We start from the raw sequence: 26,660 nt of genomic DNA on the forward strand, positions 1-26,660 counted from the left end.
AACCTCACGGAGCATCAATGTCACTCAACCCCTTCCCGCCGCTGCGCCGCGGCTTTGGCGCATTCTGGCGCGCGCTGGACGCCACCCGCCGCGCGGTCATCAACCTGATTTTCCTGCTGATCGTCATCGCCATCCTGATCGCCATCTTTGGCGGCGGCGCCAAGCCCCTGGCGGAAAAGACCACCCTGGTGCTGGACTTGCAAGGCCCGCTGGTCGAGGAAACCCCGGGCGGCGTGCGCGAGGCGGTGCTGGCCAATGTCAGCGGCGAAGTCAAGAAAAACGTGCAGCTGCGCGATGTGCTGGCCGTGCTCGAGACGGCATCGAAGGACAAGAACATCGGCTCCATGGTGATCCTGCTCGACGAGTTGCAGGGCGGAGGCCTCGCTTCGCTGCGCGAAGTGGCGGCCGGCGTGGAACGTTTCCGCGCCACGGGCAAGAAAGTCACGGCCTGGGGTTCGAGCTACAACCAGCGCCAGTACCTGGTGGCGGCCAAGGCCGACGAGGTATTCCTGCACCCGATGGGCGGCGTCATGCTGGAAGGCTTTGGCCGCTACCGCAATTACTACCGCGACGCGCTCGACAAAGTGGGCGTGACGGTGAACCTGCTGAAAGTGGGCACGTATAAAAGCGCGGCAGAGCCTTTCATCGCCAATGGCCCGTCCGAAGCGGCGGCCGAAGCGGACCGCTACCTGAACAATGGCCTGTGGACCACCTATACGACGGACGTGGAAAAGGCGCGCAAGCTGCCGGCCGGCGCCATCATGCAATCGATCGATGCGCTGCCAGCGCTGATGACGGCCGCCGGCGGTGACCTGGGCAAGCTGTCGCTGGACGCCAAGCTGGTCGACGGCCTGAAAACGCGCGATGAACTGCGCCAGTTCATGATGGCGCGCGGCGCCAAGAACACGGAAGGCACGAATTTCCGCCAAGTGAACTATGCCGATTACCTGGCGCGCCTGCGCCCCGTGCACATCGGCGACGCCGTCGGCGTGGTCATCGCCTCCGGTGAAATCGGCGACGGCATCGCGGCACCGGGTTCCATCGGCGGCCTGTCCACCTCGCGCCTGATCCGCCAGGCACGCGAAGACAAGTCGATCAAGGCCGTCGTGCTGCGCGTCGATTCGCCGGGCGGCAGCGCCTTCGGCTCGGAATTGATCCGCCGCGAACTGGAGCTGACGCGCGCCGCCGGCAAACCGGTGGTCGTCTCGATGGGCAACGTGGCCGCTTCGGGCGGCTACTGGATCAGCACCTCGTCCGATGAAGTGATCGCCGACGCGGCCACCATCACGGGTTCCATCGGCGTGTTCGCGATTCTGCCGACGGCCGACAAGGTGGTGGAAAAGCTGGGCATCCACACGGCCGGCTCGCCGACCACCTGGCTGGCCGACGCGGGCAACCCGTTGCGTCCGCTGGACCCCCGCTTTGCGCAAGTGATCCAGGGTTCGATCAACCACGTGTATGGCGACTTCCTGAACCTGGCCGCCAAGGCGCGCAAGACGACGCCGGAAAAGATCGATGAAGTGGCGCAGGGCCGCGTCTGGACGGGCTTGCAGGCGAAGGAGCGCAACCTGGTCGACCGCATTGGCAGCTATGGCGATGCGCTGGCCTCGGCGGCCAAGCGCGCCAACCTGGGTACCGACTACCGCGTGACGTACCTGGAGCAGGAAACGTCGAACGTGGACCGCCTGATCGGCATGTTCGGCTCCAAGGCCATGGCCTCGCTGGGGCTGGGCGAGCACGTGAAACTGGGCCTGGCCACGACCGGCTTGCCGGCCGACGCGGCGCTGGGCATGGCGCAGGAGCTGAGCTGGCTGTCGGGCATCACGCGCGAGCACAAACCGTTCATGGCCCTCACGCACTGCCTGTGCGAAGTGCCACTCGGCGGCAAGTAACACCTGACCAAATCTACTGCGCTCGATGATTTGCGGCCTGCGATGCTCACTGTGCTCAAGCACAGCTCCGCTTCTCGGTCACAACTCATCTTCGCTCGCTACGATTTTGTCAGGCGTTACACGGCAATATAGATGACATACCCAAGCCGGCTTCGCCCGGCTTGTTTCATATGCAGGACAGCGATGAGGAGCAAGGCATGGCAAGCGACATGAGCGGAGAAATTGACACGGCGATCACCATCCGACCGTGCGCCAAGGGTGATGAACAGGCGCTGGCGCTGGTGGGGCAGGCCACCTTCCTGGAAGCCTTCGCGGGCATCCTCGATGGCGCCGACGTTATCGCCCATTGCCAGCGCCAGCACGACGCGCAGCTGTACCGCGACTGGCTGGCGCTGCCGGCCATGCGCCTGTGGCTGGCCGAGGCCACGCCTGGCGGGGCGCCCGTCGGCTACCTGGTGCTCAGCCCCGCCGGCTTGCCGGTGGCCGACCCGCGGCCGGACGACCTGGAAATCAAGCGCATCTACCTGATGCACCGCTTCCAGGGCCAGCGCGTGGGCCAGCGCCTGATGCAGGCGGCGCTGAGCCAAGCACGCGCCAGCGGGGCAGGGCGGGTGCTGCTGGGCGTGTACGCGGAAAACCACGATGCGCTGGCATTCTATATGCGCTGCGGCTTTGCGCAGGTGGGCCGGCGCACCTTCCGCGTGGGCCGCACCGACTATCAGGATGTCATCCTCGGCATGGCGCTGTAAGCGCAAACGTCCCCGCGCGGCGCCAGGTCAAGCCGGCTGGCGGGAGATTTGTAGCGAGTTTGTATCTGCATGCGAGTCGCCCTCGCCACGCGGTTGCCCGCCTGCGGCGCCCCGCAAGCCTGATTTTTCCACCGTTCCCCCACAGGGGCGGCATGCCTGCCGGCCCGCCTGATCCTCCCATGCCTGCCAGGCTGTGTGTAATTGTTTCAAGTAGAAATGAAACAGTTACATGACTATGCTAGAGTCGTTTCACGCTAGGGAGCGATGTTTTTTCAGCTGACTTTCAGCTCTTGACTCCCCCGGCTTTGTACCGAAACAACCCCGAAAAACGGTCGTCCGGCCTGAGTGTGTCCCACCTCGGCCGGCGCCACAGACTCGCCGTGCCAGCGGCCACTACAAGGATAAGCGATGGATTCGCAGACAACACCCAACACCCCGCGGCGCAGCCGCCGTTCGAAAATCGTCGGCACGGTCATCGCGCTGGCCGTGATGGCTGCGCTGGGGGGCGGTGCCTGGTACCTGACCCACTCCGGCACCAGCGCCCAGGGCGGCCCCGGCATGGGCGGTCCCGGCGGTGCCGGCGGGCCCGGCGGCCCGGGCGGGCGCCGCGGCGGCCCTTCGACCACCGTGGGCGTGGCCACGGCTGTCAAGTCCGACCTGCCCGTGGTGCTCGATGCGCTGGGCACCGTGACGGCCGCCTCCACCGTGACGGTGCGCCCGCAAGTGTCGGGCATCTTGAAGGAATTGAAATTCAAGGAAGGCGGCATGGTCAAGGCGGGCCAGGTGGTGGCGCAGATCGACCCGGCCCAGTTCGAGATGGCGCTGATGCAGGCCACGGGCCAGCGCCAGCGCGATGAAGCGCAATTGGAAAACGCGCGCCTGACCCTGAAGCGCTATCAAACCCTGCTGGGCCAGGATTCCATCGCGCGCCAGGACGTCGATACGCAGGCCGCCCTGGTGAAACAGCTGGAAGGCACCGTCATGACGGACCGCGCGGCCGAAGGCACGGCGCGGCTGAACCTGGGCTACACCAAGGTGGTGTCGCCGATCGGCGGGCGCGCGGGCCTGAAGGTGGTCGACATCGGCAACCTGGTGAGCACCGGCGATACGGGCGGCGTGGTGGTGGTGACGCAGCTCTCGCCCATCGACGTGGAATTCTCCGTGCCGCAGGATAAGGTGCAGACCATCCAGGAGCGCCTGAATTCGGGTTCGGCCCTGGCGGCGCTGGCGCTGGACCGCACGCGCACGCATACCCTGGACAAGGGCAGCTTGAGCGCGCTGGACAACCAGGTCGACGTACAGACGGGCACCGTGCGCGCCAAGGCCCGCTACACGAATGACAAGATGGCCCTGTTCCCCAGCCAGTTCGTCAACGTGCGCCTGGAGCTGGGCAATATCACGGGCGCCGTGCTGGTGCCCGTGACGGCCCTGCGTCACAGCAATAATGGCGACTTCGTCTACGTGCTGAAAGCGGATAAAACCGTCACCGTGCGCATGGTCACGCGCGGCCAGGCCACCACCGACATGGTGGAAATCCGCGCCGGCCTGGAAGCGGGAGAACAAGTCATCACGGAAGGCGCAGACCGCCTGAAGGAAGGCGCGAAAGTCACCCTGGCGGGCGACAAGCCTGCCATGGGCGGCGCAGGGGGCGCGGGAACCGCCAACGGCGAACGCCGCCACCGCCGCCAGCACGCTGACGGCGCGGCCAGCGCATCGGCCTCGGCATCTGCGCCGGCCAGTGCACCGGCTGCAACCCCCGCGAAGGGCGCAGCGCAATGAGTCCATCGACGCCATTCATCCAGCGCCCCGTCGCCACGGCGCTGCTGATGCTGGCCATCGTGCTGGCGGGGCTGGTCGGCTTCAAGTTCCTGCCGCTGGCCGCCTTGCCGCAGGTGGACTTCCCCACCATCCAGGTGCAGACCCTGTATCCGGGCGCGAGCCCGGAAGTGATGGGGCAGACGGTGACGGCGCCTCTGGAGCGCCAGTTCGGGCAGATGTCGGGCTTGCAGCGCATGAGTTCCACCAGCGCGGCCGGCGTTTCCATCATCACCCTGCAATTCACCCTGGGCCAGACCCTGGACGTGGCGGAGCAGGAAGTGCAGGCGGCCATCAACGCGGGCGGCTCGCTGCTGCCGACGGACTTGCCGGCGCCGCCCGTGTACGCCAAGATCAACCCGGCCGACGCGCCCGTGCTGACCCTGGCCATCACGTCCGACACGATGCCGCTGACGCAGGTGCAGAACATCGTCAACACGCGCCTGGCGCTGAAGATCAGCCAGGTCAATGGCGTGGGCCTCGTCTCGCTGTCGGGCGGCCAGCGTCCGGCCGTGCGCATCCAGGGCGACACCAAATTGCTGGCCTCGTACGGCCTGGGCCTCGACAGCCTGCGCACGGCCATCGCGGCGGCCAACGTCAACAGCGCCAAGGGCAGTTTCGACGGCCCCACGCGCTCGTTTACCATCAACGCCAACGACCAGCTGGTCACGGCGGACGACTACAAGCGCCTGATCATCACCTATAAAAATGGCGCGCCCGTGCGCCTGTCCGACGTGGCGAATGTCGTCGACAGTGCGGAAAACACGCGCCTGGGCGCCTGGTCCGGCAAGCAGCCGGCCATCATCCTGAACGTGCAGCGCCAGCCCGGCGCCAACGTCATCAAGACGGTCGACGCCATCAAGGCCCTGCTGCCGGACTTGCAGGCCAGCCTGCCGGCGGCCATGAAGCTCGATGTGCTGAGCGACCGAACGACGGGCATCCGCGCTTCCGTCGAACACGTGGAAATGGAACTGCTGTTGTCCGTGCTGCTGGTGGTGCTGGTGATCTTTGCTTTTTTGCACAGCATGCGCGCCACGGTGATCGCCAGCCTGTCCGTGCCGATCTCGCTGATCGGCGCCTGCGGCGTGATGTATCTGCTCGGCTACAGCCTGAACAACCTGTCGCTGATGGCGCTGACCATCGCCACGGGCTTTGTCGTCGATGACGCCATCGTCATGATCGAAAACATCGCCCGCTACATCGAAGAGGGCGAAACGCCGATGGCCGCCGCCCTGAAGGGCGCGTCGCAGATCGGCTTTACCATCATTTCGCTGACGGTCTCGCTGATCGCCGTGCTGATTCCCCTGCTGTTCATGGGCGACGTGGTGGGCCGGCTGTTCCGCGAATTTGCCATGACCCTGGCCATCACGATCCTGATTTCCGCCGTGGTCTCGCTCACGCTGGTGCCGATGATGTCGGCGCGCTGGCTGAAAAGCCGCGCCGATGAAAAGGTCAGCGCCACGGGCCAGCGCATCCAGGCCTTTCTCGACCGCGTCATCGTGCAGTACGACCATGCGCTCGTGTGGGTGCTGAAACGCCAGGGCTTGACCCTGCTGGTGGCCCTGGCCACCTTGCTGCTGACCGTCGTCCTGTATATCACCATCCCGAAAGGCCTGTTCCCCACGCAGGACACGGGGCAGCTGAAGGCGCGCATCGAAACTTCGCAAGCCGTCTCGTACGAGCGCATGGCTGCCTTGCAGCAGGCTGCCGCCAGCGCGCTGCTGGAAGATCCCGCTGTCGATACCCTGAGTTCCCTGGTGGGCGTGGATGCGGCCAACAACACCATGCTGCATACGGGTAGCATGCTGATCAACCTGAAGCGTCCGCGCAGCGGCAACCAGGATGACATCATGGAGCGCCTGCGCAACCGCGTGGCCAAGGTGGCCGGCGTGACCCTGTATCTGCAGCCGACGCAGGATCTGACCATCGATGCGGAATCGGGCCCGACGCAGTACCGCGTGTCGCTCGAAGGAGCCGACACGGCCACCGTCACCGAGTGGGCCGGCAAGCTGGCCGCGCGCATGCGCGAAAAATCGCAGCTGCGCAACGTCGTCACGGATGCGGGCGCCACGGGCGCCGCCGTCACCGTGGGGATTGACCGCGACAGCGCCGCGCGCATGTCCGTCACCACGGCTACCGTCGACGACGCGCTGTACAACGCCTTCGGCCAGCGCATCATCTCGACGATTTTCACGGAAACCAACCAGTACCGCGTGATCCTCGAAGCGCAGCCTGGCATTGTCACCACGCCGTCCGACCTGTCGGACCTGCACGTGCGCACGGGTTCCGGCAAGTCGACGCCGCTGTCCGCCTTTGCCAGCGTCAGCGAAAAACAGGCGCCGCTGCAGATCACGCACGTGGCGCAATACCCGGCCACGACCCTCGGTTTCGATACGACGCAGGGCGTGGCGCTGGGCAGTGCCGTCGACGCCATCCGCCAGGCCGCAAAGGATATCGCCTTGCCGCCATCGGTGACGTTGACGTTCCTCGGCGCGGCCGGCGCGTATGAAAACTCGCTGTCGAACCAGCTGTGGCTGATTCTCGCCGCCGTCGTCTGCGTGTACATCGTGCTGGGCGTGCTGTATGAAAGCTACATCCACCCGCTGACGATCCTGTCGACCCTGCCTTCGGCCGGCGTGGGCGCCTTGCTGGCGCTGATGCTCTCCGGGCAGGACCTGGGCGTGATCGGCATCATCGGCATCATCCTCCTGATCGGCATCGTCAAGAAGAACGCCATCATGATGATCGACTTCGCCATCGAGGCCGAGCGCGACGAGGGCAAGAGCCCGCAGGAAGCCATTCACCAGGCGGCGCTGCTGCGCTTCCGCCCCATCCTGATGACGACCCTGGCGGCGCTGTTCGCGGCCGTGCCGCTGATGCTGGGCTGGGGCGAAGGGGCCGAGTTGCGCCGTCCGCTGGGCCTGGCCATCTTCGGCGGCCTGATCGTCAGCCAGGTGCTCACCCTGTTTACCACGCCCGTCATCTACCTGGGCTTCGACCGCCTGGGCCAGCGTTTCGCTTCAAAGACACGTGGCGTGAGCCTGGACAAGCCGGCCGATAACGCGGGGAGCGCCGCGTGAACCTGTCCGAACCGTTCGTCAAGCGCCCCATCGCCACCGTGCTGCTGACCATCGGCATCGCGCTGGCGGGTATCGGCGCCTTTTTCGTGCTGCCCGTCTCGCCGCTGCCGCAGGTCGATTATCCGACCATTTCCGTCAGCGCCAGCCTGCCCGGCGCCAGTCCCGCGACCATGGCCACGTCGGTGGCCACGCCGCTGGAACGGCGCCTGGGCGTGATCTCCGGCGTGAACGAGATGACGTCGTCGTCGGGCACGGGCTCGGCGCGCATCAACCTGCAGTTTGACTTGAACCGCAAGATCGATTCGGCCGCGCGCGAAGTGCAGGCCGCGATTGCCGCCTCGCGCGTGGACTTGCCAGCAACCTTGCGCAGCAACCCGACCTACCGCAAGGCCAATCCGTCCGACGCGCCCGTGATCATCCTGGCGCTGACGTCGAAAACGCGCACGCCGGGCCAGATCTACGATGCCGTGTCGAACCTGGTGCAGCAGAAGGTGGCGCAAGTCAAAGGCGTGGGCGACGTGGAACTGGGCGGCGGCTCGCTGCCGGCCGTGCGCGTGGAACTGTTGCCGTACCAGCTCAATCACTATGCCGTGTCGATGGAAGACGTGCGCGCGGCCATCCAGGCCAGCAACGCCAACCGCCCGAAAGGGGCGATTTCCGGCGACGAGCGCAGCCTGCAGATCTATTCGGGTGCGACGACGGCTTCGGGCGGGCGCAGCGCCGCCGATTACCGCAGCCTGGTGGTGGCCTGGCGCGACGGCGCCGCCATCCGCCTCGACGACGTGGCCGAGGTGGTCGACGGCGTGGAGAACAACAATACCCTGGGCCTGTTCAATGGCGACCCGGCCGTCATCGTGCTGATCACGCGCCAGCCGGGCGCCAACGTCATCGCCACGGTGGACGGCGTGCGCGCGCTGCTGCCGCAACTGCAGGCGCAGCTGCCGGGCGACATCAAGCTGCAGGTGGCGTCCGATAGCACCAATTCCATCCGCTCGTCCCTGCACGAGATCGAGTTCACCCTGATCCTCTCCATCGTGCTGGTCGTGCTGGTGGTCAGCGCCTTTTTGCGCAGCGTGCGCGCCACCATCATCCCGGCCGTGGCCACCATCGTCTCCTTGCTGGGCACCTTCGGCGTGATGTACATGCTGGGCTTTTCCCTGAACAATCTGTCCCTGATGGCGCTCACGGTGGCCACGGGCTTTGTTGTCGACGATGCCATCGTGGTGCTGGAAAACACGCAGCGCCACATCGAGGCGGGCATGGACCGCCTCAAGGCGGCCCTGCTGGGCGCGCGCGAAGTGGGCTTTACGGTGCTGTCGATCAGCCTGTCGCTGGTGGCCGTCTTCATCCCGCTGCTGTTCATGGGCGGGCAGGTGGGGCGCCTGTTCCGCGAATTTGCCGTGACCCTGTCGGCCGCCGTGATGATTTCGCTGGTCATTTCGCTGACGACCACGCCGATGATGTGCGCCTGGCTGCTGAAAAGCGGTGAGCAGCACAAGCCACCGGGCCTTGTCGCGCGCTGGTTCGAACGCGGCTTCGAGCGCATGCTGAAAGTGTACGAGCATTGCCTGGACTGGGCCCTGTCCAGTGCCGCGCTCGTGATGACCATCCTCGTGTTCGTCGTCGGCTTGAACGTGTACCTGTTCGCGGCCGCGCCCAAGGGCTTCTTCCCGCAGCAGGATACGGGCCAGATCAATGGCGGCATGCGCGCCGACCAGAGTATCTCGTTCCAGGCCATGCAGAGTAAATTGCGCCAGCTGGTCGACATCATCAAGGACGATCCGGCCGTCGCCACCGTCGTGGGGTTTACGGGCGGCGGCAGGGCAGGGGGCGGCTTCATGTTCATCGACCTGAAACCCGCGTCGCAGCGCACGGACAAGGGGCAAGCCGTGATCGCCCGCCTGCGTCCGCAGCTGGCCAAGGTGACGGGCATCTCGCTATTCCTCAACCCCGTGCAGGATTTGCGCATGGGCGGGCGTTCCAGCAATTCGACCTACCAGTACACCCTGATCAGCGACAACCAGGCGGACCTGAAGAAATGGGCGGCCAAGCTGGCCGACCAGATGAAGATGCAGCCGGCCCTGATCGACGTGGACACGGACCAGGCGGAAAACGGCGTGGAAACCTTTGTCAGCATCGACAAGGACCGTGCCACGCAGCTGGGCGTGCAAGTCAAGGATATCGACAATGCGCTGTACAACAGCTTCGGCCAGCGCCAGGTGGCGACCATCTACGATGAGCTGAACCAGTACCACGTGATCATGGAAGTGGCGCCCCGCTATGCGCAAAGCCCGGAAGCGCTGCGCTCCGTGTACGTGCCGGCGTCGAATGCGGCCGCCGTCGCCGTCGCCGCCACCGGCACGACGGCCGCCAGCGCCGCTGCGGCCACCACCAGCGTTGCCGCGACGACGTCCAACACGACGGCGGCGCGCGACCCGTCCAGCGGTTCGGCCCTGTCCACGACTCTGGCGCGCATGGTGCCGCTGTCGTCGTTCAGCAGCTTCGCCGAAAGCTCGACGGCCACGTCGATCAACCACCAGGGAGGGGAGCTGGCCACCACCGTGTCGTTCAACCTGGCCGACGGCTATCCGCTCAGCGACGGGCAGGCTGCCGTGGCCCAGGCGGAGTCGGAAATCGGCATGCCCGTGAATGTGCGCGGCAGCTTCCAGGGCTCGGCGAAGAGCGCGCAGGACAGCAACAAGGAGCAGCCGCTGCTGATCCTGGCCGCCATCGTGGTGATCTATATCGTGCTGGGCATCCTGTACGAAAGCCTGATCCACCCGATCACCGTGCTGTCTACCTTGCCGTCGGCAGGGGTGGGCGCCGTGCTGGCATTGCTGATGTTCCGCATGGAGTTTTCCATCATCGCCCTGATCGGCGTGTTTTTGTTGATCGGTATCGTCAAGAAAAATGCTATATTGATCATCGACTTCGCGCTGGAGGCCGAGCGTTCGCGCGGGCTGACAGCTGTGGAGGCGGTGCGCGAGGCATGTTTGCTGCGTTTCCGCCCCATTCTGATGACCACCCTGGCGGCGGCGCTTGGCGCCTTGCCGCTGGCGATCGGTTTCGGCGAGGGGTCAGAGCTACGCCAGCCCTTGGGGGTCGCCATCATCGGTGGCCTGATTGCCAGCCAGTTACTCACATTGCTGACCACCCCGGTGGTCTACATCCTGCTCGACAAGCTGCGCACGCGCAGCGCCGACGAGCAGCAATTGAGCCGCATTCCTGGGCCAGATAACCCGAGCACACAATCATGAAGCAAGTAAAACCTATCGTATCGACCGTTCCCGCGCGCCACCTGCTGGCGCTGGCCGCTGCCGTCCTGCTGGCCGGCTGCGCCGTCAGCCCCGCGTATGAAACGCCGACGGCCGCCGCGCCGCAAACGTTCAAGGAGGCGGCAGGCTGGCAGCCGGCCGTGCCGGCCGACACGCTGGAACGGGGTCCGTGGTGGACCCTGTTCGGCGATGCGCAGCTGAACCAGCTGGCCGACAGCATTGAAGTATCGAACCAGAACGTGGCGGCCGCCATCGCTTCCTACGAGCAGGCGCGCGCGCTGGTGCGCGAACAGCGCGCCTCGCTGTTCCCCACCGTGAACCTGACGGGCAGCGGCGCCCGCTCCGGCGGCGGGGGCGAGCAGCAGACGAACAACAACTTCAAGGCCGCCATCGGCGCCTCGTGGGAACCGGATATCTGGGGCCGCCTGCGCGCGGGCGTATCGGGGGCGGACGCCAGTGCCGCGGCCAGCGCGGCGGACCTGGCCGCCGCCCGCCTGTCGGCGCAGGGCGAGCTGGCCACCAATTATTTTTCGCTGCGCCAGAGCGATGCGCAGATCGCGCTGCTCAATTCCACGATCGACGGCTACAAGCGCGTGCTCGAGATTACCGGCAACCGCTTCAATTCCGGCATCGCCGCCAAGTCCGACCTGCTGCAGGCGCAGACGCAGCTGGCCAATGCGCAGATCGACCTGTCCAGCCAGACGCGCGCGCGCGCCCAGCTCGAACACGCGATTGCCATCCTTTTGGGCCGCGCACCATCCGACTTCAGTCTGGCCGTGGCACCGTGGACCCTGACCGTGCCGGACGTGCCGCTGGGCGTGCCATCGACCCTGCTGCAGCGCCGTCCCGACATCGCCGCCGCCGAGCGCAGGGTGGCCGTGGCCAACGAGCAGATCGGCATCGCCCGTTCCGCCTACTATCCGAGCCTGAACCTGACGGGTTCCTACGGTTCCGGCGCCAGCAAGGTGGGCGACCTGTTCAATGCATCGTCGAGCCTGTGGTCGCTGGGCGTGTCGGCCGCGCAAACCCTGTTCAACGCGGGCGCCACGACGGCCAGCGTGGACGCGGCCAAGGCGGGGCATGAGGCGGCCGTGGCGCGCTACCGCCAGACGGTGCTGTCCGCCTTTGGCGCCGTGGAAGACCAGTTGTCGGCCACGCGCGCGCTGGCCGAGCAGCTGGCCTTGCGCCAGCAGGCGTCATCGGCGGCCGACCAGGTCGAGCAGCAGATGCTGAACCGCTACAACGCGGGCCAGGTCGGCTATACGGACGTGGTGACGGCGCAAGTGACGGCCCTGTCGGCGCGCCGTTCGCTGGTGCAGGCGCAGGCGGACCGCCAGACGACGGCCGTGGCCCTGATCCAGTCGCTGGGCGGCGGCTGGCATGTGCCGCAGACGCAGTAGAGGGCGGGAGTAAAGGGCAGGCTGGCGCAGGGCAAATCCCTGCGCCAAATTTGCGTTTTGCCGCGCATCTTGAGTGCTAGAATGCAAGATTATCAATTGCTGGCCATGGCAAGGTTTGCCGAGGCTGGTTTCTAGCAGACGATGATAACCCGCAAACGCAGCAAAACCAGTCTGGTCAGCCTGCCTACTGTTCCTGAAGCGCCCACCATCGGTTTTCCCGTGGTGGCCATTGGCGCTTCCGCTGGCGGACTCGACCCTATTGTCGCTTTCCTGACCCATGTGCCGCTGGAAAGCGGCATCGCCTATGTGGTGATCCAGCACCTTGATCCCACGCAAAAAGCCCTGTTGCCGGAACTGCTGCAGCGGGCCACCAGCATACCCGTCACGGAAATCACGCACCAGGCGTCATTGCGGCCCAACCATATCTATGTGATTCCGTCGAATGCCGACCTGGGCCTGTCGAAGGGCCGTTTCCTGCTCAGCGAACCGCTGCAGTTGCGCGGACACCGCTTGCCCATCAACGCCTTCTTTGAGAGTCTGGCGGTCGAGCTGGGCGAACTGGCCGTGGGCGTGATCCTGTCGGGCATGGGCAGCGACGGCACGCGCGGCTTGCAGGCCATCAAGCAGGCCGGTGGCCTGACCCTGGCCCAGCATCCCGATACGGCCAAGTTCGACATGATGCCGCAAAGCGCCATTGCCGCCGACGCCGTGGACCTCGTCGATTTTCCCGACAAGATGCCGGAAAAGATCATCAGTTACCTGTTTCGCAGCAGTTTCCTGGAATTGCCGGGCAAGGAGCCGAGCGGACGCAATTCTTTGCAGGAAATTGTCGCCTTGCTGGCCGAACATACGGGCAACAGCTTCTCGGACTACAAGGTCAATACGGTCCTGCGCCGCATCGAGCGCCGCATGAGCTTGTACCAGATGACATCGATGGAAGAGTACATTCCCTATCTGCGCAACAATCGCGTGGAAATCGACTTGCTGTTTAAGGAATTGCTGATCGGCGTGACGAATTTTTTCCGCGATCCGAAAGTGTGGGAATACCTGAAAATGGTGGTCTTGCCGCAAATGCTGGCGGCCCACCCGGAAGGGCGCGCGTTCAAGGCCTGGATTCCTGCCTGTTCCACGGGAGAGGAAGCGTATTCGCTGGCCATGGTCTTCCATGAAGTGGTGGCCGGCAGCAACCCGCCATCGAAGTACAGCCTGCAGATTTTTGCCACCGACCTGTCGGCCGACGCCATCGACCGCGCGCGCCAGGGCCGGTTTCCGCCAACGATCAGCAGCGATGTGTCGGCCGAGCGCCTGGAACGGTTTTTCTTGCAGGACAAGACTGATTACCTGGTCAGGAAAGAGATCCGCAACATGATCATCTTTGCCCAGCAAAACATCATTTCCGATCCGCCGTTTACCAAGCTCGATATCCTGTGCTGCCGCAACCTGTTGATCTACCTCAATGCCAAGTTGCAGCAGCGTTTGATTCCCTTGTTTCATTACGCCTTGAACCGCGACGGCGTTTTGCTGTTGGGCAGCGCCGACACGCCCGGACATTTTTCCGAGCTGTTCGCGCCGCTGACGACGTCGACCCGGCTGTACCGCCGGCTCGACAACCTGGCGCGCCAGCGCTTGCTGACGTACTTCCCCACGAAGGTATCGTCGGCCACTCCTCCTACCCCCAGCGACACGAGAGAAGTCAGCATGACTGGAAAAATCCAATCCCATGTCGAGCAATTATTGCTCCAGAAATATTCGCCTGCGGCCGTGCTGCTGAACCAGGATGGGGACATCCTGTATATCAACGGGCGCACGGGCGCCTTCCTGGAGCCGGCGGCAGGCAAGGCCAACTGGAATATCCACGCCATGGCGCGCGATGGCCTGCGTTACGAGCTGGCGGGCCTGATCAAGCAGGCGCTGCAAAGCGACAGCCTGGTACGCCTGAAAGGCTTGCTGCTCAATGATCACGCAGGGCAGGCGCAGGGCGTGGATTTGACGGCGGAAGCCTTGCGCCAGCCCGAAGCGCTGCGCGGCATGGTCTTCGTGACGTTTGCCAGCGTGCCGCTGGCCGCCACCCCGCGCCGGGGCCGCTCGCTGAATCCCAAGGTGCTGGAACTGGAACAGCAGCTGATCCAGGCACGCAATGAAATCCAGGCCGTGCGCGATGAAATGCAGACCTCGCGCGAAGAATTGAAATCGGCCAACGAGGAATTGCAATCGACCAATGAAGAGCTGCAATCGGCGAACGAAGAGCTGACTACCTCGAAGGAAGAAATGCAGTCGTTGAACGAAGAACTGTACACGGTTAATGCGGAGCTGCAATCGAAGGTCGACGATTTGTCGCTGGTCAACAGCGACATGAAAAATCTGCTCAATAGTACCGATATCGCCACCATTTTCCTCGACAGCGAGCTGCGCATCCGCCGCTTCACGGCGCCGGCCACGCAAATCTACAAGCTGATCCAGACGGACCTGCGCCGTCCGCTCAGCGACATCGTCAACGACCTCGCCTACCCGAACCTGGAAGTGGACGCGCTGGAGGTCATCCGCAGCCTGGTGTTTTGCGAGCGGCAGGTGCAGACCAAGAACGGGCGCTGGTACAACGTGCGCATCATGCCGTACCGCACGGTGGAAAATGTCATTGATGGCGTGGTCGTGACCTTTATTAACATTACCGAGTCAAAGGTACTGGAAGCCCAGCTGCGCCAGATCCAGGCCGGCGCCGTGGCAGACGGGAAAGCAGGAGAGAGCGCGTCATGAGCGAACCATTCGACGAGGAGAGCGGGCCGGCCAGATTGCGAGAGCAGGCCGGGCAATTGGCGGCGCAGCAGCGCCAGCCCGTAGCCCCGCCGCAGTCGAATGAAGACGTGATGCGTCAGCTGCATGAGCTGCAGGTCAGCCAGATCGAGCTGGAAATGCAGAGCGCGGCCCTGGCCGAACTGGAGCAGCTGAAGAATGAATTTGAAAGCAGCCGCGACCGTTATGCGCAGCTGTATGAGCAGGCGCCCGTCAGCTATTTCTCGCTGGCGCGCGGGGGTGTCATCACACGCGTCAACGTAGCGGCCTGCGGCTTGCTGCAGCGCGACAAGAACCGGCTGTTGGGACGGCGTTTCGAGCAATTCGTCGCGCCGCAGGCGCAAGGGGACTTCCGCCGCTTCCTTGATGCGGTCTTTACCAACGGTGCGCGCCAGGTGCTTGAAGCGCAATTGTTCGAAGGCGAAGCGGGTGGCATGAGCGGCATGGTGCGCATCGAAGCCAATTACGATGCGGACAGCGCCACGGCGCGCATGGTGGTGACGGACCTGGGCGACGAGCACGCGCGCGAATCGGCCTTGCGGCGCGCTTTTGTGATACTCGACAGTATCCGCGAAGGCGTGCTGGTGACGGACAGTGCCAACCGCATCATTTCCGTCAATCCCGCTTTCACCACCATTACCGGCTACCAGGCGGAGGAAGCCATCGGCCGCGATCCGTCCTTCCTCGGCGGCGGCACGCATTTGCCGCATTTCTATGAAGCCATGTGGCGCAGCCTGCACCAGGATGGCAGCTGGTATGGCGAACTGGTGAACCGCCGCAAGAATGGCGAGCGCTTCGTCGAGTCGCTGTCGATCACGCCCATGCGCAGCCCGGATGGCGCGATCAGCCATTTTGTCGGCGTGTTTTCCGACATCACCGAGCGCAAGCTGGCCGAGGCGGACTTGCGCGAGCTGCACCGCGAGCTGGACCAGCGGGTGGTCGACCGCACGGCCGAATTGCTGCGGGCCAACCAGCATCTGCAGCTGGAAGTACACCAGCGCGAGCGGGCGCAGGAAGCCTTGCGCGATGCCGAGCGCTTCTTTCACGCCACCATCGATTCATTGACTGACCGCGTGCTGGTGCTGGACCGGGCGGGCCGCGTCGCGCATGCCAACCAGGCGTGCCTGGATTTTGTCGGGCAGATGCAAAAACCGCAGAATTACCTGGAGTTTTGCGAGCTGGACCCGCGCTGGCAGCGCAGCGCCGGGCGCGAGCTGGCCGCCGGCATCCGCGCCGTCATTGCCGGCAATGCGGACACGTTTGCGCTCGAGTATGAGTTTGCCACGCGCGCCGGCCCCCGCTGGTCGCAGGCCAGGATCAGCCGCTTTCTCGGCGAAGGGCCGCTGCGCGTGGTGGTGGCGCATACGGATATCACCGAACGCAAGCTGATGGATGGCGCCCTGCGCCAGTCGCATGCGCAGCTGCGCCAGCTGGCGCTGCACCTGGAAACGGCCAAGGAGGACGAGCGCAAGCGCATCTCGCGCGATATCCACGATGAGCTGGGGCAAAACCTGCTGGCGCTGCGCATCGATATTTCCATGCTCAGCGCACGCACGGAAGGTTCCCATCCGCGCCTGCACCGCCGCGTCGGCGCCGTGCTCAGCAATGTCGACACCACCATCAAGAGCGTGCGCGGCATCATGAACGAGCTGCGCCCGATGGCGCTGGACCTTGGCTTGCAAGCGGCCATCGAGTGGCAGGTGGGCGACTTCCGCAAGCGTAGCGGCATCGCTTGCCAGCTGCTGATACGCGACGAGGCATTGTTTTCCTCCATCGGCAGCCAGGTCGAGATCGTGCTGTTCCGCATCGTGCAGGAAGCGCTCAGCAACGTCATGCGCCATGCCCAGGCCAGCCAGGTGGAGATCGAACTCAGCTCGGATGCCTGCGCCGTGTATATGGTCATCAGCGACAACGGCATCGGCATCACGCCGCAGCAGCAGCGCAAGAAACAGTGCTTCGGCCTGATCGGCATCGCCGAGCGGGTGACGGCGCTGGGCGGGCAATTCGAGGTCGGCATGCCGGCATCGGGCGCCGGTTGCCGCCTGGCCCTGCAGATTCCCTTGCAGGGGACGGGGCGGCCGGCCGCCTGATACAGAAATTGCAATGGGTTAATTTTTGCCGACTCATGCCGCCTGGACAGGCTATACTTTCGCCTGCTATTTATGGAGGGGCATATCTTGTTCAAAACAATCGTTTTACCAGTCGCCTTGTTGGGCGCGTTCGCCGGCGCACACGCCGACGAAGGGCAGTGGCAACCACACCAGCTGCCACAGCTGAAAGCCGAACTGAAACGGGTCGGCATCGAAATTCCTGCAGAAAAACTGGCAGACCTGAGCAAGCACCCGATGAGCGCCATTGTGTCGCTGGGCGGCTGCTCGGCCGCTTTCGTTTCCGACGCCGGCCTGGTGGTGACGAACCACCATTGCGCGTATGGCGCCGTGCAGCGCAATTCCACGCCGGAACACAATTACATCACCAACGGCTTCCTGGCCAAGACGCGCGCCGCAGAGCTGCCGGGCGGTCCGAACAGCCTCGTGTATGTGACGGACAAGGTGGAGAACGTCAGCGACCGCGTCTTGAAAGGCTTGACGGCCGACATGAGCGGCCGCGCGCGCCACGAAGCCGTGGAAAAGCGCATCAAGGACCTGATCGCGGAATGCGAAACGGACAAGATGTACCGCTGCTCCGTGCCCGCCTTCCACCGCGGCCTCGAGTACTACCGCATCCGCCAGATGATGATACGCGACGTGCGCCTCGTGTACGCGCCATCGGACAAGATCGGCAACTTCGGCGGCGATATCGACAACTACGAATGGCCGCGCCACACGGGCGATTATTCGTTCCTGCGCGCCTACGTGGGCAAGGATGGCCGTCCGGCCGACCCGTCGCCCGACAACGTGCCGTACAAATCGAAGGATTTCCTGGTGGTCTCGGCCGAAGGCTTGAAAGCCGGTGACGGTATCTTGCTGGCGGGCTACCCCGGCCGCACCAGCCGCTACAAGCTGCCGGCGGAAATCCGCTTCGCGCGCGATACGGCCTTCCCTTTGAAAGTGTCGGAACTGCAAGCCGACCTGGCCGTGATGGCTGACGCCACGAATGGCGACGCTGCCGCTGCCGTGCGCTATGCGAGCGTCGTGAAAAGCATCAACAATGTGCTGAAGAAAACCCAGGGCTTGCTCGATGGTTTCGCGCGCAAGGACATCGCCGCCATCAAGGACGTGCAGGATGCCGAGTTCCGCACCTGGTACGCGAAACAGCCGAACGTGTCGCCGACCCTGCTGGCCGAACTGGACGCGGCGATCGCCAGCGACATGGCCTTGAGCGAAGAAGAGTTCGCCTGGAGCGTGGCCACCAACAGCGACTTGCTGAAAAGCGCGCGCACCCTCTACCGTTTGTCGCTGGAGCGCCAGAAGGCGGACGCAGAGCGCGAATCGGGCTTCCAGCAGCGCGACCTGGCTTTCATCAAGGCCCGTCTGGCCCGCCTGGAACAGTCGTATGTCAACAAGGTCGACCAGGCGCGTTTTGAGGCGGGCCTGAAGCGCTACGCGCAACTGGCGGCGAAGAGCCATCCGCAAGGCCTGGACGCGCTGCTGCCGGCGCCAGCCGCCGTGGCGGCCCTGTACCAGCAGACGCAGCTGGCCGACACGGCCAAGCGCCTGGCCTGGCTGGACAAGGACCAGGCTGCCGTTGCCCAGTCCGACGACGCCTTCATGCAGCTGGCCATCAAACTGCAGCCCGTGGAAATGGCGCTGGAAGACCGCCGCAAGGAAATCGACGGCAACCTCGAGCGCGTGATTCCGCAATACATGCAAGCCGTGATCGCCTGGAAACAGTCGCAAGGCAAGCCGGTCTATCCTGACGCCAACTCGACCCTGCGCGTGACGTATGGCACGGTCTCGCCATACTCGCCCCGCGACGGCATCACCAAGGGTCCATTCACGACCGTGGAAGGCATCGTCGAGAAAGTCACGGGCAAGGCGCCGTTCGAAGCACCGCAAGCGCTGCTCGACGCCGTCAAGGAAAAACGCTATGGCCAGTTCCGCGATCCGGCGCTGGGCACCGTACCCGTCAACTTCCTCACCAGCGCCGACACCACGGGCGGCAATTCCGGCTCGGCCGTGATGAACAAGCGCGGCGAATTGATCGGCCTGAACTTCGATTCGACGTATGAATCGATCACCAAGGACTGGTACTTCGACACGGCCATCACGCGCGCCATCCACCTCGACATCCGCTACATGCTGTGGGTGATGAAGGAAGTGGACCATGCGGATAATTTGCTGCAGGAAATGACCATCAAGTATCCGAAGGCTGCCAAGAAGTAATTTTTCCCAGCTGGGATAAAAGCCGCATCCGCCGCAGGGCCGATGCGGCTTTTTTGCGGCGGCGCCACGTATAATTCCCATTCACCCTTATTCATTTCCGACAGGCCCGCCATGCCCCCGACTCCCGCTTTGCCCCTTGATTGGCAGACATTTGAAACTGCCTACGACGTGGAAGAAACCTGCTTCAAGCTGGCCAGCGCGTCGCTGGCCTTGCTGGGCGCATCCGCGTTCAAGGATCAGGCATTTTCCGCCTTTGCCTTCAACGCCGTATCGTTCCCATCCCTTTCGCTGAGCCTTGACACCAATCCCGCCAACCGGGAGCGCGATTACTATCCTCCGGACTGGTCGAACGAGTGCATCGAAGTCGACGTGCCGGAAATCGGCCAGCTGTGGGAGGAGGGGTATGCAAGGATCGAAGGCGCGCTGCTCGATCTGATCGACGCTGCCGATGACGAACTGCTCGATGCCATCGAGGAGGGCTATCTGCACAGCCTGAGAAAAACCATGGTGCGGCTTGAAACGCGCCATGCGTTCGAGCAGATCAGGACCTGCCCGCAATTCTGGACCGTGGTCACGCAAATCGACGCCGATACGGAGGAAGAGGAGCGGCTGCTCGACCAGGTGCGCCAGGGCCTGCCGGCGTGAGCCTCCGCCGCCATTGCAGGCCGCGCGCTATAGCAGGGCCTGCCAGCGCCTGACTTCCCCGTCCGTCAGCATCGGCCCCCAGCCGCCGCGCAGCGCCGCATCGTGCTGCACATAGTGCGCAAGCGGTGGCGCCGCCACGCCGTGCCTGGCACAGATATCAAGCACGGCTTCCAGCTGCCTCCGGCTTGCCGGAAGGTCATCGCCATACCAGGTGCAGGCGCTCGTTTCCAGTACATGCCCGACAAGCTGCTCCAGCGTGCCGAGCAGGTGCCCGGGCATGGCCAGGCGGATGTCATCCGGCCAGGGGTCGCCCATGCCGGTCACCGCCAGGGAAGCAAAACCATGCTCCCATGCCGCAAAATCCCCAGGCGCGAGCTGCGCCACCTTCCACACGTGCCCGGCGAATGCGGACAGCGCCGGATGGTGAATGTCAAAGCGCTGGCAAAAGCGTTGCAGGCAGCTTACGGCAATGCATTGCCTGGCGGTCACCGAGAGCGTGTCTATCGATATGTTGCGCATGAAAGTTCCTGACGTTGGCACTCGCCGATCACTGGGTCAATCTGACTTGATTGCGGTTGTCCCGCCTGGCAAGGCAGCCTGCCGCAACGCCTCCACCGGCAACTGGAAAAAGCGCGGCACCATCACCGGCGACAAATTGTCGCCGCCGTCCGTCATGGCCAGGCGGCCACTGAGCAGCAGCATCACGTAGCCATGGCCCAGCGACCAGCCGGCGCTGGCGGCGGCCTTGTCCCAGCGCGGGTCGAGGCCCGCTTCGCGCACGGCCGCGCCGGCCGTCTGCAGCACGTACTGGAAGCATGCTTGCGCCGCTTCCATCAGGGCGGGGAACTGGCGCACGTCCTGGTGTTCGAACATCAGCCGGTAGTGGGCTGGCGCGGCCAGGGCAAATTCGATGTATTGCTGGCCCAGCAGCTGAAAACGCTGTTCGGAGGGCAGGCTGCCCTGCGGCGGCAGTTCTGCCTCCCATTTGGCGATCAGGCTGGCGAAGCCGGCTGCCGCCACGTCGGCCAGCAAGGCTTCCTTGCTGGGGAAGTGGCGGTACACGGCGGCGATCGACACGCCCACCGTGCGCGCCAGTTCGCGCAGGGAAAGGGTGGCGTCGCTTTGCTGCGCCAGTTGGGCGATGGTGGCGGCGACCAGGGTGTCGCGCAGGTTGCCGTGATGGTAAGTACTTGTGCTTGTCATTCTATGTTATCGCTGTTCACATTGTCGTGTATGATGGCCATGTTATCACTGAACACATGGAGAGCACATGCAAGAGATAAGCAACGTGGTATGCGCCGTGGCCTTGCCGCCAGGCGCCAGCATCGCCCCCTTGTATCCGGGCAGCAACCTGGCCGACGCGTATGCCGTCGGCCTGCCCAGCGCTGGTGTACGGCAGATGGATATGCAGGCCCTGGCGCGTGTGGTGCTATGCAGCCAGCCGCGCTGGGCGCAGTGGCTGCTGGCGGTGCGCGATACGATAGTCTCACCCTTCGGCATCAAGACGGCAAGACAGCTGGCGGCCAAGCCTGATGGACGCATCGGCATCTTCCGCATCTTTGCCGTCAGCGATGATGAAATCATCGTGGGCGAGGACGATAGCCACCTGGACTTCCGTTTGTCCGTGCTGCGCAACCGGGACGCGGGGCTGCATGGCAGCGTTACCTTTTCCACCGTCGTGCATTGCCATAACTGGATAGGGCGTACCTACATCCTGGTGATTCGGCCATTTCACAAGCTGATCGTGCGGCGTACGCTGGCGCGCGCCGTCAAGGGGGGCTTTGCCTGAGTAGGGAAGGGCTGCGGCGGTGCGGGCAATCTTGCTTATTCATGGCTGGTATTGCATACTGCACCACCAGCCTCATCACGATTCCCATGAACGATACGCTTCTCCTGCTGGGTTTTGCCACCACGCCGCTTGAACTGATTTCCTTTGTCCTGGCATTGACAACCGTTGCGCTGAACATCCGCCAGAATCACTGGGCGTGGCTGTTCGCCATCATTTCCTCGGCCGCCTACGGTTTCGTGTTTTTCGAATCGCGCCTGTATGGCGACATGGCCTTGCAACTGCTGTTTATCAGCGTCTCGTTCTGGGGCTGGTACCAGTGGCTGCACCCGGCCAGCGGCGGCAAGACCTTGCCCGTCACGCGCCTCGATGGACGCGGCTGGATGGCGTGCGCCGCCGGCTGGCTGGTCGGTTTCCTGCTGATCGCCTGGCTGCTGACGACGACGGATACGGACGTGCCCCACGCGGACGGTTTCCTCACGGCAGGCAGCCTGGTGGGGCAATTCCTGCTGTCGCGCAAGAAACTGGAAAACTGGATCGCCTGGATCATCGTCGACGTGCTGTATGTCTGGCTATACCTGCACAAGGGGCTGACCCTGACGGCCGTGCTGTATGCCTTCTTCGTCGTGATGGCCATCATCGGCTTGCTGGCGTGGAGAAAGTCGGCCCCGGCCGCGCCGAGCGCGATGGTCCTCAAGTGATGGAGCGTTGCGTGCGCGTGGCCATCCTGGGCGCGGAATCGTCGGGCAAGTCGACCCTGGCAGCCGCCCTGGCCGAACGCTACGGCACCGTCTGGGTGCCGGAATACTTGCGCGAATTTGTCGAGAAGCAGGGCAGGGTGCCCATCGCGGCCGACCAGTTTGGCATTGCGCGAACGCAAGTCGAACGCGAAGCGGCCGCCACCGCGCAGGCGCGCCACTTCCTGTTTTGCGATACGACGCCGTTGATGACGGTGGTCTACAGCCGCCATTATTTCAATGGCGCCGATGCGCCGCTGGCGGCGCTGGCCGATGCCACGCAGTACGATCTGACGTTGGTGACTGCGCCCGACAGCCCGTGGGTAGCCGACGGCTTGCAGCGCGAGTCGGAAGCCGTGCGCCAGCTGATCTACCGCTATCTGCTCGACGAGCTCGATGCGCGCGGCATCGCCTACCACGTGCTGCACGACAGCCTGGAGGCGCGCCTGGAACAGGCGGCGCCCTTGCTGCAGCAGGCGCTCGATGCGGCGCCTGCCTCTACGTCAACTTAATTAAAAGTCGAATTGCGCCGACACCTTCAAGGTGCGGCTTGCACCCGGGAACAGGTAGCCGCCTGCTTCCGGAGTCACATCGCGCCAGTAGAACTTGTCCGTCACGTTGTTGACGGTGGCGCGCAGCACGGCTGGCGTGCCGGCCAGGCGCGTGGCCCAGGCGGCGCCCAGGTTGAACACGCTGTACGAAGGCACGAAGGTGGTGTTGTTGTTTTCAAACGCCTTTTTGCCCGCATATTCCCAGCTGCCATTCACGCTCAAGCCCGCCACCTGCTGCACGGCGTAGTCCGCGTGCACGGCCGCCTTGAAGGCCGGCACGTTGGGCACGCGCTTGCCATCGTAGTCCGCACTGCCCGTGCCTGATTGCTGGCTGTTCAGGGCCGTGATGGACGCGCCCAGGTTCAGGTTGGCCGATGCCTTGCCCTGGGCAGACAATTCCAGGCCACGGTGCTGGGCCTGGCCCGCGCGCACGAAGTTGTAGGTGCTCATGCTGCTGTCGAGGTACTGGTTGAATTCCAGGCCCTTGCGGATCTGGAACAGGGTGGCGGCCACCATGAAGTCCTGCGTCAGGTCCGCCTTCACGCCCAATTCGACCTGCTTCGAGCGGCTCGGCGTCAGTTCCACATTGGCGTTTTCCGCGTAGCGGTCGGCCGTGCCGCCGTGCTCCATGCCCTGCGAATACGATGCATACACGGCGATATTGTCTTGCGGGTTGTACACCAGCGCCACGTTCGGCAACAGGAAGTCGTGCTTGGCGCGGATTTCCGTGTCGGCCTTGAGCACATACTGGTAGCCATCCACATTGATGTGGCGCAGGCCGCCATGCAGCTTCCAGTTGGGCGCCAGGCTGACGATGTCTTGCACGAAGACGGATTTTTCCTTGTCGTTGCGTACCAGGCGCACGGGGCCCGTGACGCCGTCGGATGGCGCGACGATGACGGGGCGATAAATGTTGCTGATGCCCACTTCGTCGTACACGTACTTGCCGGCCCGGTCCTTGCGGTTGAAGTACGACACGCCGGCAGTGAATTCGTGGCGCAGGCTGCCGGTGGCGAACTTGCCCTGGATCATGGCTTGCGCGCTCAGCGGCTTTTTCGTTTCGCCCAGGCTGCGGAAGTCCCATACGGAGAAATCGCCATTGCTGCAAAAGACGGGCGCCCAGCTTTCCGGGCTGCAGCCATACGGATACGCCGTGTAGTCGTCGCGCTTGAACGAGTGCTGGTTGGCGGACAGGGTGGCGTGCCAGTCATCATTGAAGGCGTACTGGAAGCGCAGGCCGAGGTTGCTGGTGACGGTTTCCACCGGATGCGTCCACGGCTGCTTGTTGAGCATGGTGTCGGCGCTGACGTTGGCCGGCAGGCTGCCGTTGCTCAGCAGCTGGAAGCCGGGCGCCGTGACCTGCGCCTTGTCCTGGTAGTCGGCGTCGAGCTGCAGCAGCGCTTGCGGGGAAATCTGCCAGTCGAAGGCGCCGGAAATGAACCGACGGTTGCCGTCCGCGCCCTTGATGTAGGAACGCAGGCGCTCGGCCGCCACGTTGACGCGGTAACCGAAGCGCGTGTCTTCCAGGCGTCCGCCCAGATCGACGGCGCCATACACGGTGCCCCGTTCGCGCGCTTCCACGGTGACGCTGCGCAGCGGTGCGGCGGTGGGACGCTTGACGATGAAGTCGATCACGCCGCCAGGCGCGGCCACGCCTGCCTGCAAGCCGGCCAGGCCTTTTAAGACTTCGATGCGTTCCTTGTTTTCCAGCGGAATTTGCGTGTCGCCAGGGATGGCCACGCCATCCTTGCGGTAGCTGGAGTTCGTGTCGAGCTTGAAGCCGCGGATGGTGAACTGTTCCGCGTAGCCGACGGCGTTGTACGACTCGTTGATGCTGGCGTCGAGCTTGACGGCATCGCTGAGATTGCGGATCTGCAAGTCCTGCATGTCTTTTTGCGAAATGACGGTGACGGACGCCGGTGTCTGCAGCAGCGGCGCGTCGGCAAAGCCGCCCACGGAGGCGCGCTTGGCGGCCGGCGCCTTGCTGGCCGTGACGACGACTTCGGCCATGTTTTGGGCCTGCGGGTCAGCGGCTTCGGCGGTGTCGTTCGCAGCAAAGGCAGGCGCGGCAAACGCGTGCAGGATCGCCAGGGTCAGTACAGGACGGGAAAAATGCGCAGATAAATTCGGTGTGGACATAGATTGCTCGTGGTTCAAGCCGTCTCTGTAAAGAGCACGGCAGGCTGCTTGTTCGGCTGGCGCCAACGCAGGAGCAATCAAAGGAGGGAGGTACTTTGCGCTTTCCTTCGCTGGCATTATCCAGATCAGGTACGAAGGGTATCTCTCACCCGGATAACGACTCCAGGACCCCTAGCGAAATGACAGCTTAGCATGAACCACGGCCAGCTGTCCCCCTGGCTGACCGTTTTACAACAGTGTGGCTGGAATTTGCAAACTGCGCTACAGACTCAGTTCCAGCACCTTGCGGCTGACGGCGGGCGTCACTTCGCGCTGCTCGCCCAGCGCCGTCATGCCGTGCGCTTCCAGGGCGGACACGACGGCATCCACGCTGGCGTGGTTCAGGCCGTAGTCGGCCAGGCGCGTCTTGACGCCCATGTGGCGGAAGAAGAATTCCGTGCGCGCGATGGCGGCCTCGATGCGGCCATCCTCGTCGCCGCCGTCGAGTCCCCACACGCGGGCCGCGTATTGCAGCAGCTTGGCGCGCTTGGCCTGCTTGCGCACGCGCAGCATGCTGGGCAGGATGATGGCCAGGGTTTGCGCATGGTCGAGCTCGTACAAGGCCGTCAATTCGTGGCCGATGGCGTGCGTGGACCAGTCCTGCGGCACGCCCACGCCGATCAGGCCGTTCAAGGCCAGTGTGGCGCTCCACATCACGTTGGCGCGCACGTCGTAGTCGTCCGGGTGCGACAGGGCTTTCGGGCCTTCCTCGATCAGGGTCAATAAAATGCCTTCGGCGAAGCGGTCTTGCACGGACGCGTTCACGGGGTAGGTCAAATACTGTTCCATGACATGCGCAAACGCATCGACGACGCCATTGCCCACCTGGCGCAGCGGCAAGGTGAACGTTTTCGACGGGTCCAGCACGGAGAATTTCGGATACACCTTGCGGCTCATGAACGAGCGCTTTTCCTGCGTGGCCTTGCGCGTGATCACGGCCGAGCCATTCATTTCGGAACCCGTGGCCGGTAACGTCAATACCGTGCCGAAGGGCAGGGCGGCCTCGACGATCTTGCCGCCTTTGGCCAGGATGTCCCACGCCTCGCCTTCATGCAGGGCGGCCGCGGCGATGAATTTGGTGCCATCGACCACGGAACCGCCGCCGACGGCCAGCAGGAAATCGATGCGCTCGCTTTTCACCATGGCCACGGCCTGCATCAGGGTTTCATAGCTGGGATTGGGTTCGATGCCGGCAAATTCCAGCAAGGTATGGCCGGCCAGCGCCGCCTTGACTTCATCGTAGACGCCGTTCTGCTTGATGCTGCCGCCGCCATACGTCATGAGCACTCTGGCATGCGGCGGGATCAGCGCCGTGATGGCGGCGATCTGGCCCTGGCCGAAGAGGATTTGCGTCGGATTGTAAAAGTCGAAATTGAACATGGGGCTCCTGCCGCTGGGGTTTAGGCTGTTGCTGAGCCATGATTATGGCCGAACGGG

General features: G+C 64.2%; 17 protein-coding genes and 1 riboswitch. Of the genes, 13 read left to right on the forward strand and 4 right to left on the reverse strand.

What is annotated here, in order from left to right:
- The first annotated feature begins 17 nt into the window (after positions 1 to 17).
- From sppA to JAB1_RS25135, 10 genes are all read left to right on the forward strand, one after another.
- Positions 18 to 1,892 (forward strand): signal peptide peptidase SppA, encoded by a 1,875-nt coding sequence (sppA, locus tag JAB1_RS25090; RefSeq protein ID WP_070282186.1) that lies wholly within the window; start codon positions 18 to 20, stop codon positions 1,890 to 1,892.
- Between the two features lie 209 nt (positions 1,893 to 2,101).
- Complete coding sequence (locus JAB1_RS25095; RefSeq protein ID WP_070282263.1) at positions 2,102 to 2,641, forward strand: GNAT family N-acetyltransferase; 540 nt, start codon at positions 2,102 to 2,104, stop codon at positions 2,639 to 2,641.
- A gap of 408 nt (positions 2,642 to 3,049) precedes the next feature.
- The gene (locus tag JAB1_RS25100; RefSeq protein WP_070282187.1) at positions 3,050 to 4,420 is read left to right on the forward strand and encodes an efflux RND transporter periplasmic adaptor subunit; all 1,371 of its coding nucleotides are present in this window, start codon (positions 3,050 to 3,052) and stop codon (positions 4,418 to 4,420) included.
- On the forward strand, positions 4,417 to 7,536 hold the full coding sequence (locus JAB1_RS25105) for an efflux RND transporter permease subunit (protein ID WP_070282188.1): 3,120 nt from the start codon (positions 4,417 to 4,419) through the stop codon (positions 7,534 to 7,536). Before JAB1_RS25100 ends, JAB1_RS25105 begins: the two co-directional genes overlap by 4 nt.
- Entirely contained in the window at positions 7,533 to 10,793 is a 3,261-nt protein-coding gene (locus JAB1_RS25110) for an efflux RND transporter permease subunit (RefSeq protein ID WP_070282189.1), read from the forward strand. The genes JAB1_RS25105 and JAB1_RS25110 overlap by 4 nt, the downstream gene beginning before the upstream one ends.
- Complete coding sequence (locus tag JAB1_RS25115) at positions 10,790 to 12,211, forward strand: efflux transporter outer membrane subunit (RefSeq protein ID WP_070282190.1); 1,422 nt, start codon at positions 10,790 to 10,792, stop codon at positions 12,209 to 12,211. The genes JAB1_RS25110 and JAB1_RS25115 overlap by 4 nt, the downstream gene beginning before the upstream one ends.
- Before the next feature lie 141 nt (positions 12,212 to 12,352).
- Complete coding sequence (locus tag JAB1_RS25120) at positions 12,353 to 14,965, forward strand: chemotaxis protein CheB (RefSeq protein ID WP_070282191.1); 2,613 nt, start codon at positions 12,353 to 12,355, stop codon at positions 14,963 to 14,965.
- On the forward strand, positions 14,962 to 17,091 hold the full coding sequence (locus JAB1_RS25125) for a PAS domain S-box protein (RefSeq protein WP_225317375.1): 2,130 nt from the start codon (positions 14,962 to 14,964) through the stop codon (positions 17,089 to 17,091). Before JAB1_RS25120 ends, JAB1_RS25125 begins: the two co-directional genes overlap by 4 nt.
- Positions 17,092 to 17,163: 72 nt before the next feature.
- Positions 17,164 to 19,326: a S46 family peptidase gene (locus JAB1_RS25130; RefSeq protein ID WP_070282192.1), complete on the forward strand. Its 2,163-nt coding sequence runs from the start codon at positions 17,164 to 17,166 to the stop codon at positions 19,324 to 19,326.
- A 111-nt stretch (positions 19,327 to 19,437) separates the two neighbouring features.
- Positions 19,438 to 19,971, forward strand: a complete 534-nt coding sequence (locus tag JAB1_RS25135) for a hypothetical protein (RefSeq protein ID WP_070282193.1) — start codon at positions 19,438 to 19,440, stop codon at positions 19,969 to 19,971.
- A gap of 27 nt (positions 19,972 to 19,998) precedes the next feature.
- Here the strand turns inward: JAB1_RS25135 and JAB1_RS25140 are convergent, their stop codons facing one another.
- Together JAB1_RS25140 and JAB1_RS25145 are read right to left on the reverse strand one after the other, a co-directional pair.
- Positions 19,999 to 20,490 carry a hypothetical protein gene (locus JAB1_RS25140; RefSeq protein ID WP_070282194.1) on the reverse strand — a complete coding sequence of 164 codons (492 nt, stop codon included), beginning with the start codon at positions 20,488 to 20,490 and terminating at the stop codon, positions 19,999 to 20,001.
- A gap of 36 nt (positions 20,491 to 20,526) precedes the next feature.
- The gene (locus JAB1_RS25145; protein ID WP_070282195.1) at positions 20,527 to 21,174 is read right to left on the reverse strand and encodes a TetR/AcrR family transcriptional regulator; all 648 of its coding nucleotides are present in this window, start codon (positions 21,172 to 21,174) and stop codon (positions 20,527 to 20,529) included.
- 67 nt (positions 21,175 to 21,241) lie between these two features.
- Here JAB1_RS25145 and JAB1_RS25150 point away from each other — a divergent pair, with 67 nt between their 5' ends.
- The 3 genes from JAB1_RS25150 (at position 21,242) to JAB1_RS25160 (ending at position 23,006) form a co-directional block, all read left to right on the forward strand.
- The gene (locus JAB1_RS25150) at positions 21,242 to 21,760 is read left to right on the forward strand and encodes a DUF2867 domain-containing protein (protein WP_070282196.1); all 519 of its coding nucleotides are present in this window, start codon (positions 21,242 to 21,244) and stop codon (positions 21,758 to 21,760) included.
- Positions 21,761 to 21,846: 86 nt separating this feature from the next.
- A complete protein-coding gene (gene pnuC / locus JAB1_RS25155; RefSeq protein ID WP_070282197.1) occupies positions 21,847 to 22,458 on the forward strand; it encodes a nicotinamide riboside transporter PnuC in 612 nt (203 codons plus the stop codon).
- A complete protein-coding gene (locus tag JAB1_RS25160) occupies positions 22,458 to 23,006 on the forward strand; it encodes an ATP-binding protein (RefSeq protein WP_070282198.1) in 549 nt (182 codons plus the stop codon). The genes pnuC and JAB1_RS25160 overlap by 1 nt, the downstream gene beginning before the upstream one ends.
- Here the strand turns inward: JAB1_RS25160 and JAB1_RS25165 are convergent, their stop codons facing one another.
- Positions 23,007 to 25,184: a TonB-dependent siderophore receptor gene (locus JAB1_RS25165; protein WP_070282199.1), complete on the reverse strand. Its 2,178-nt coding sequence runs from the start codon at positions 25,182 to 25,184 to the stop codon at positions 23,007 to 23,009.
- An 85-nt stretch (positions 25,185 to 25,269) separates the two neighbouring features.
- Positions 25,270 to 25,367: riboswitch (TPP riboswitch) on the reverse strand.
- Between the two features lie 78 nt (positions 25,368 to 25,445).
- Positions 25,446 to 26,603: an iron-containing alcohol dehydrogenase gene (locus JAB1_RS25170; RefSeq protein WP_034779411.1), complete on the reverse strand. Its 1,158-nt coding sequence runs from the start codon at positions 26,601 to 26,603 to the stop codon at positions 25,446 to 25,448.
- Between the last annotated feature and the right edge of the window lie 57 nt (positions 26,604 to 26,660).

It is taken from the genome of Janthinobacterium sp. MP5059B, assembly GCF_001758645.1.
GTDB lineage: Bacteria > Pseudomonadota > Gammaproteobacteria > Burkholderiales > Burkholderiaceae_D > Janthinobacterium > Janthinobacterium lividum.

Bases quoted from the DNA above. Each gene is read 5' to 3' on its own strand.
- sppA (WP_070282186.1), top strand. From the start codon at position 18: ATGTCACTCAACCCCTTCCCGCCGCTGCGCCGCGGCTTTGGCGCATTC.
- JAB1_RS25095 (WP_070282263.1), top strand. From the start codon at position 2,102: ATGAGCGGAGAAATTGACACGGCGATCACCATCCGACCGTGCGCCAAG.
- JAB1_RS25100 (WP_070282187.1), top strand. From the start codon at position 3,050: ATGGATTCGCAGACAACACCCAACACCCCGCGGCGCAGCCGCCGTTCG.
- JAB1_RS25105 (WP_070282188.1), top strand. From the start codon at position 4,417: ATGAGTCCATCGACGCCATTCATCCAGCGCCCCGTCGCCACGGCGCTG.
- JAB1_RS25115 (WP_070282190.1), top strand. From the start codon at position 10,790: ATGAAGCAAGTAAAACCTATCGTATCGACCGTTCCCGCGCGCCACCTG.
- JAB1_RS25120 (WP_070282191.1), top strand. From the start codon at position 12,353: ATGATAACCCGCAAACGCAGCAAAACCAGTCTGGTCAGCCTGCCTACT.
- JAB1_RS25125 (WP_225317375.1), top strand. From the start codon at position 14,962: ATGAGCGAACCATTCGACGAGGAGAGCGGGCCGGCCAGATTGCGAGAG.
- JAB1_RS25130 (WP_070282192.1), top strand. From the start codon at position 17,164: ATGGAGGGGCATATCTTGTTCAAAACAATCGTTTTACCAGTCGCCTTG.
- JAB1_RS25135 (WP_070282193.1), top strand. From the start codon at position 19,438: ATGCCCCCGACTCCCGCTTTGCCCCTTGATTGGCAGACATTTGAAACT.
- JAB1_RS25140 (WP_070282194.1), bottom strand. From the start codon at position 20,490: ATGCGCAACATATCGATAGACACGCTCTCGGTGACCGCCAGGCAATGC.
- JAB1_RS25145 (WP_070282195.1), bottom strand. From the start codon at position 21,174: ATGACAAGCACAAGTACTTACCATCACGGCAACCTGCGCGACACCCTG.
- JAB1_RS25150 (WP_070282196.1), top strand. From the start codon at position 21,242: ATGCAAGAGATAAGCAACGTGGTATGCGCCGTGGCCTTGCCGCCAGGC.
- pnuC (WP_070282197.1), top strand. From the start codon at position 21,847: ATGAACGATACGCTTCTCCTGCTGGGTTTTGCCACCACGCCGCTTGAA.
- JAB1_RS25160 (WP_070282198.1), top strand. From the start codon at position 22,458: ATGGAGCGTTGCGTGCGCGTGGCCATCCTGGGCGCGGAATCGTCGGGC.
- JAB1_RS25165 (WP_070282199.1), bottom strand. From the start codon at position 25,184: ATGTCCACACCGAATTTATCTGCGCATTTTTCCCGTCCTGTACTGACC.
- JAB1_RS25170 (WP_034779411.1), bottom strand. From the start codon at position 26,603: ATGTTCAATTTCGACTTTTACAATCCGACGCAAATCCTCTTCGGCCAG.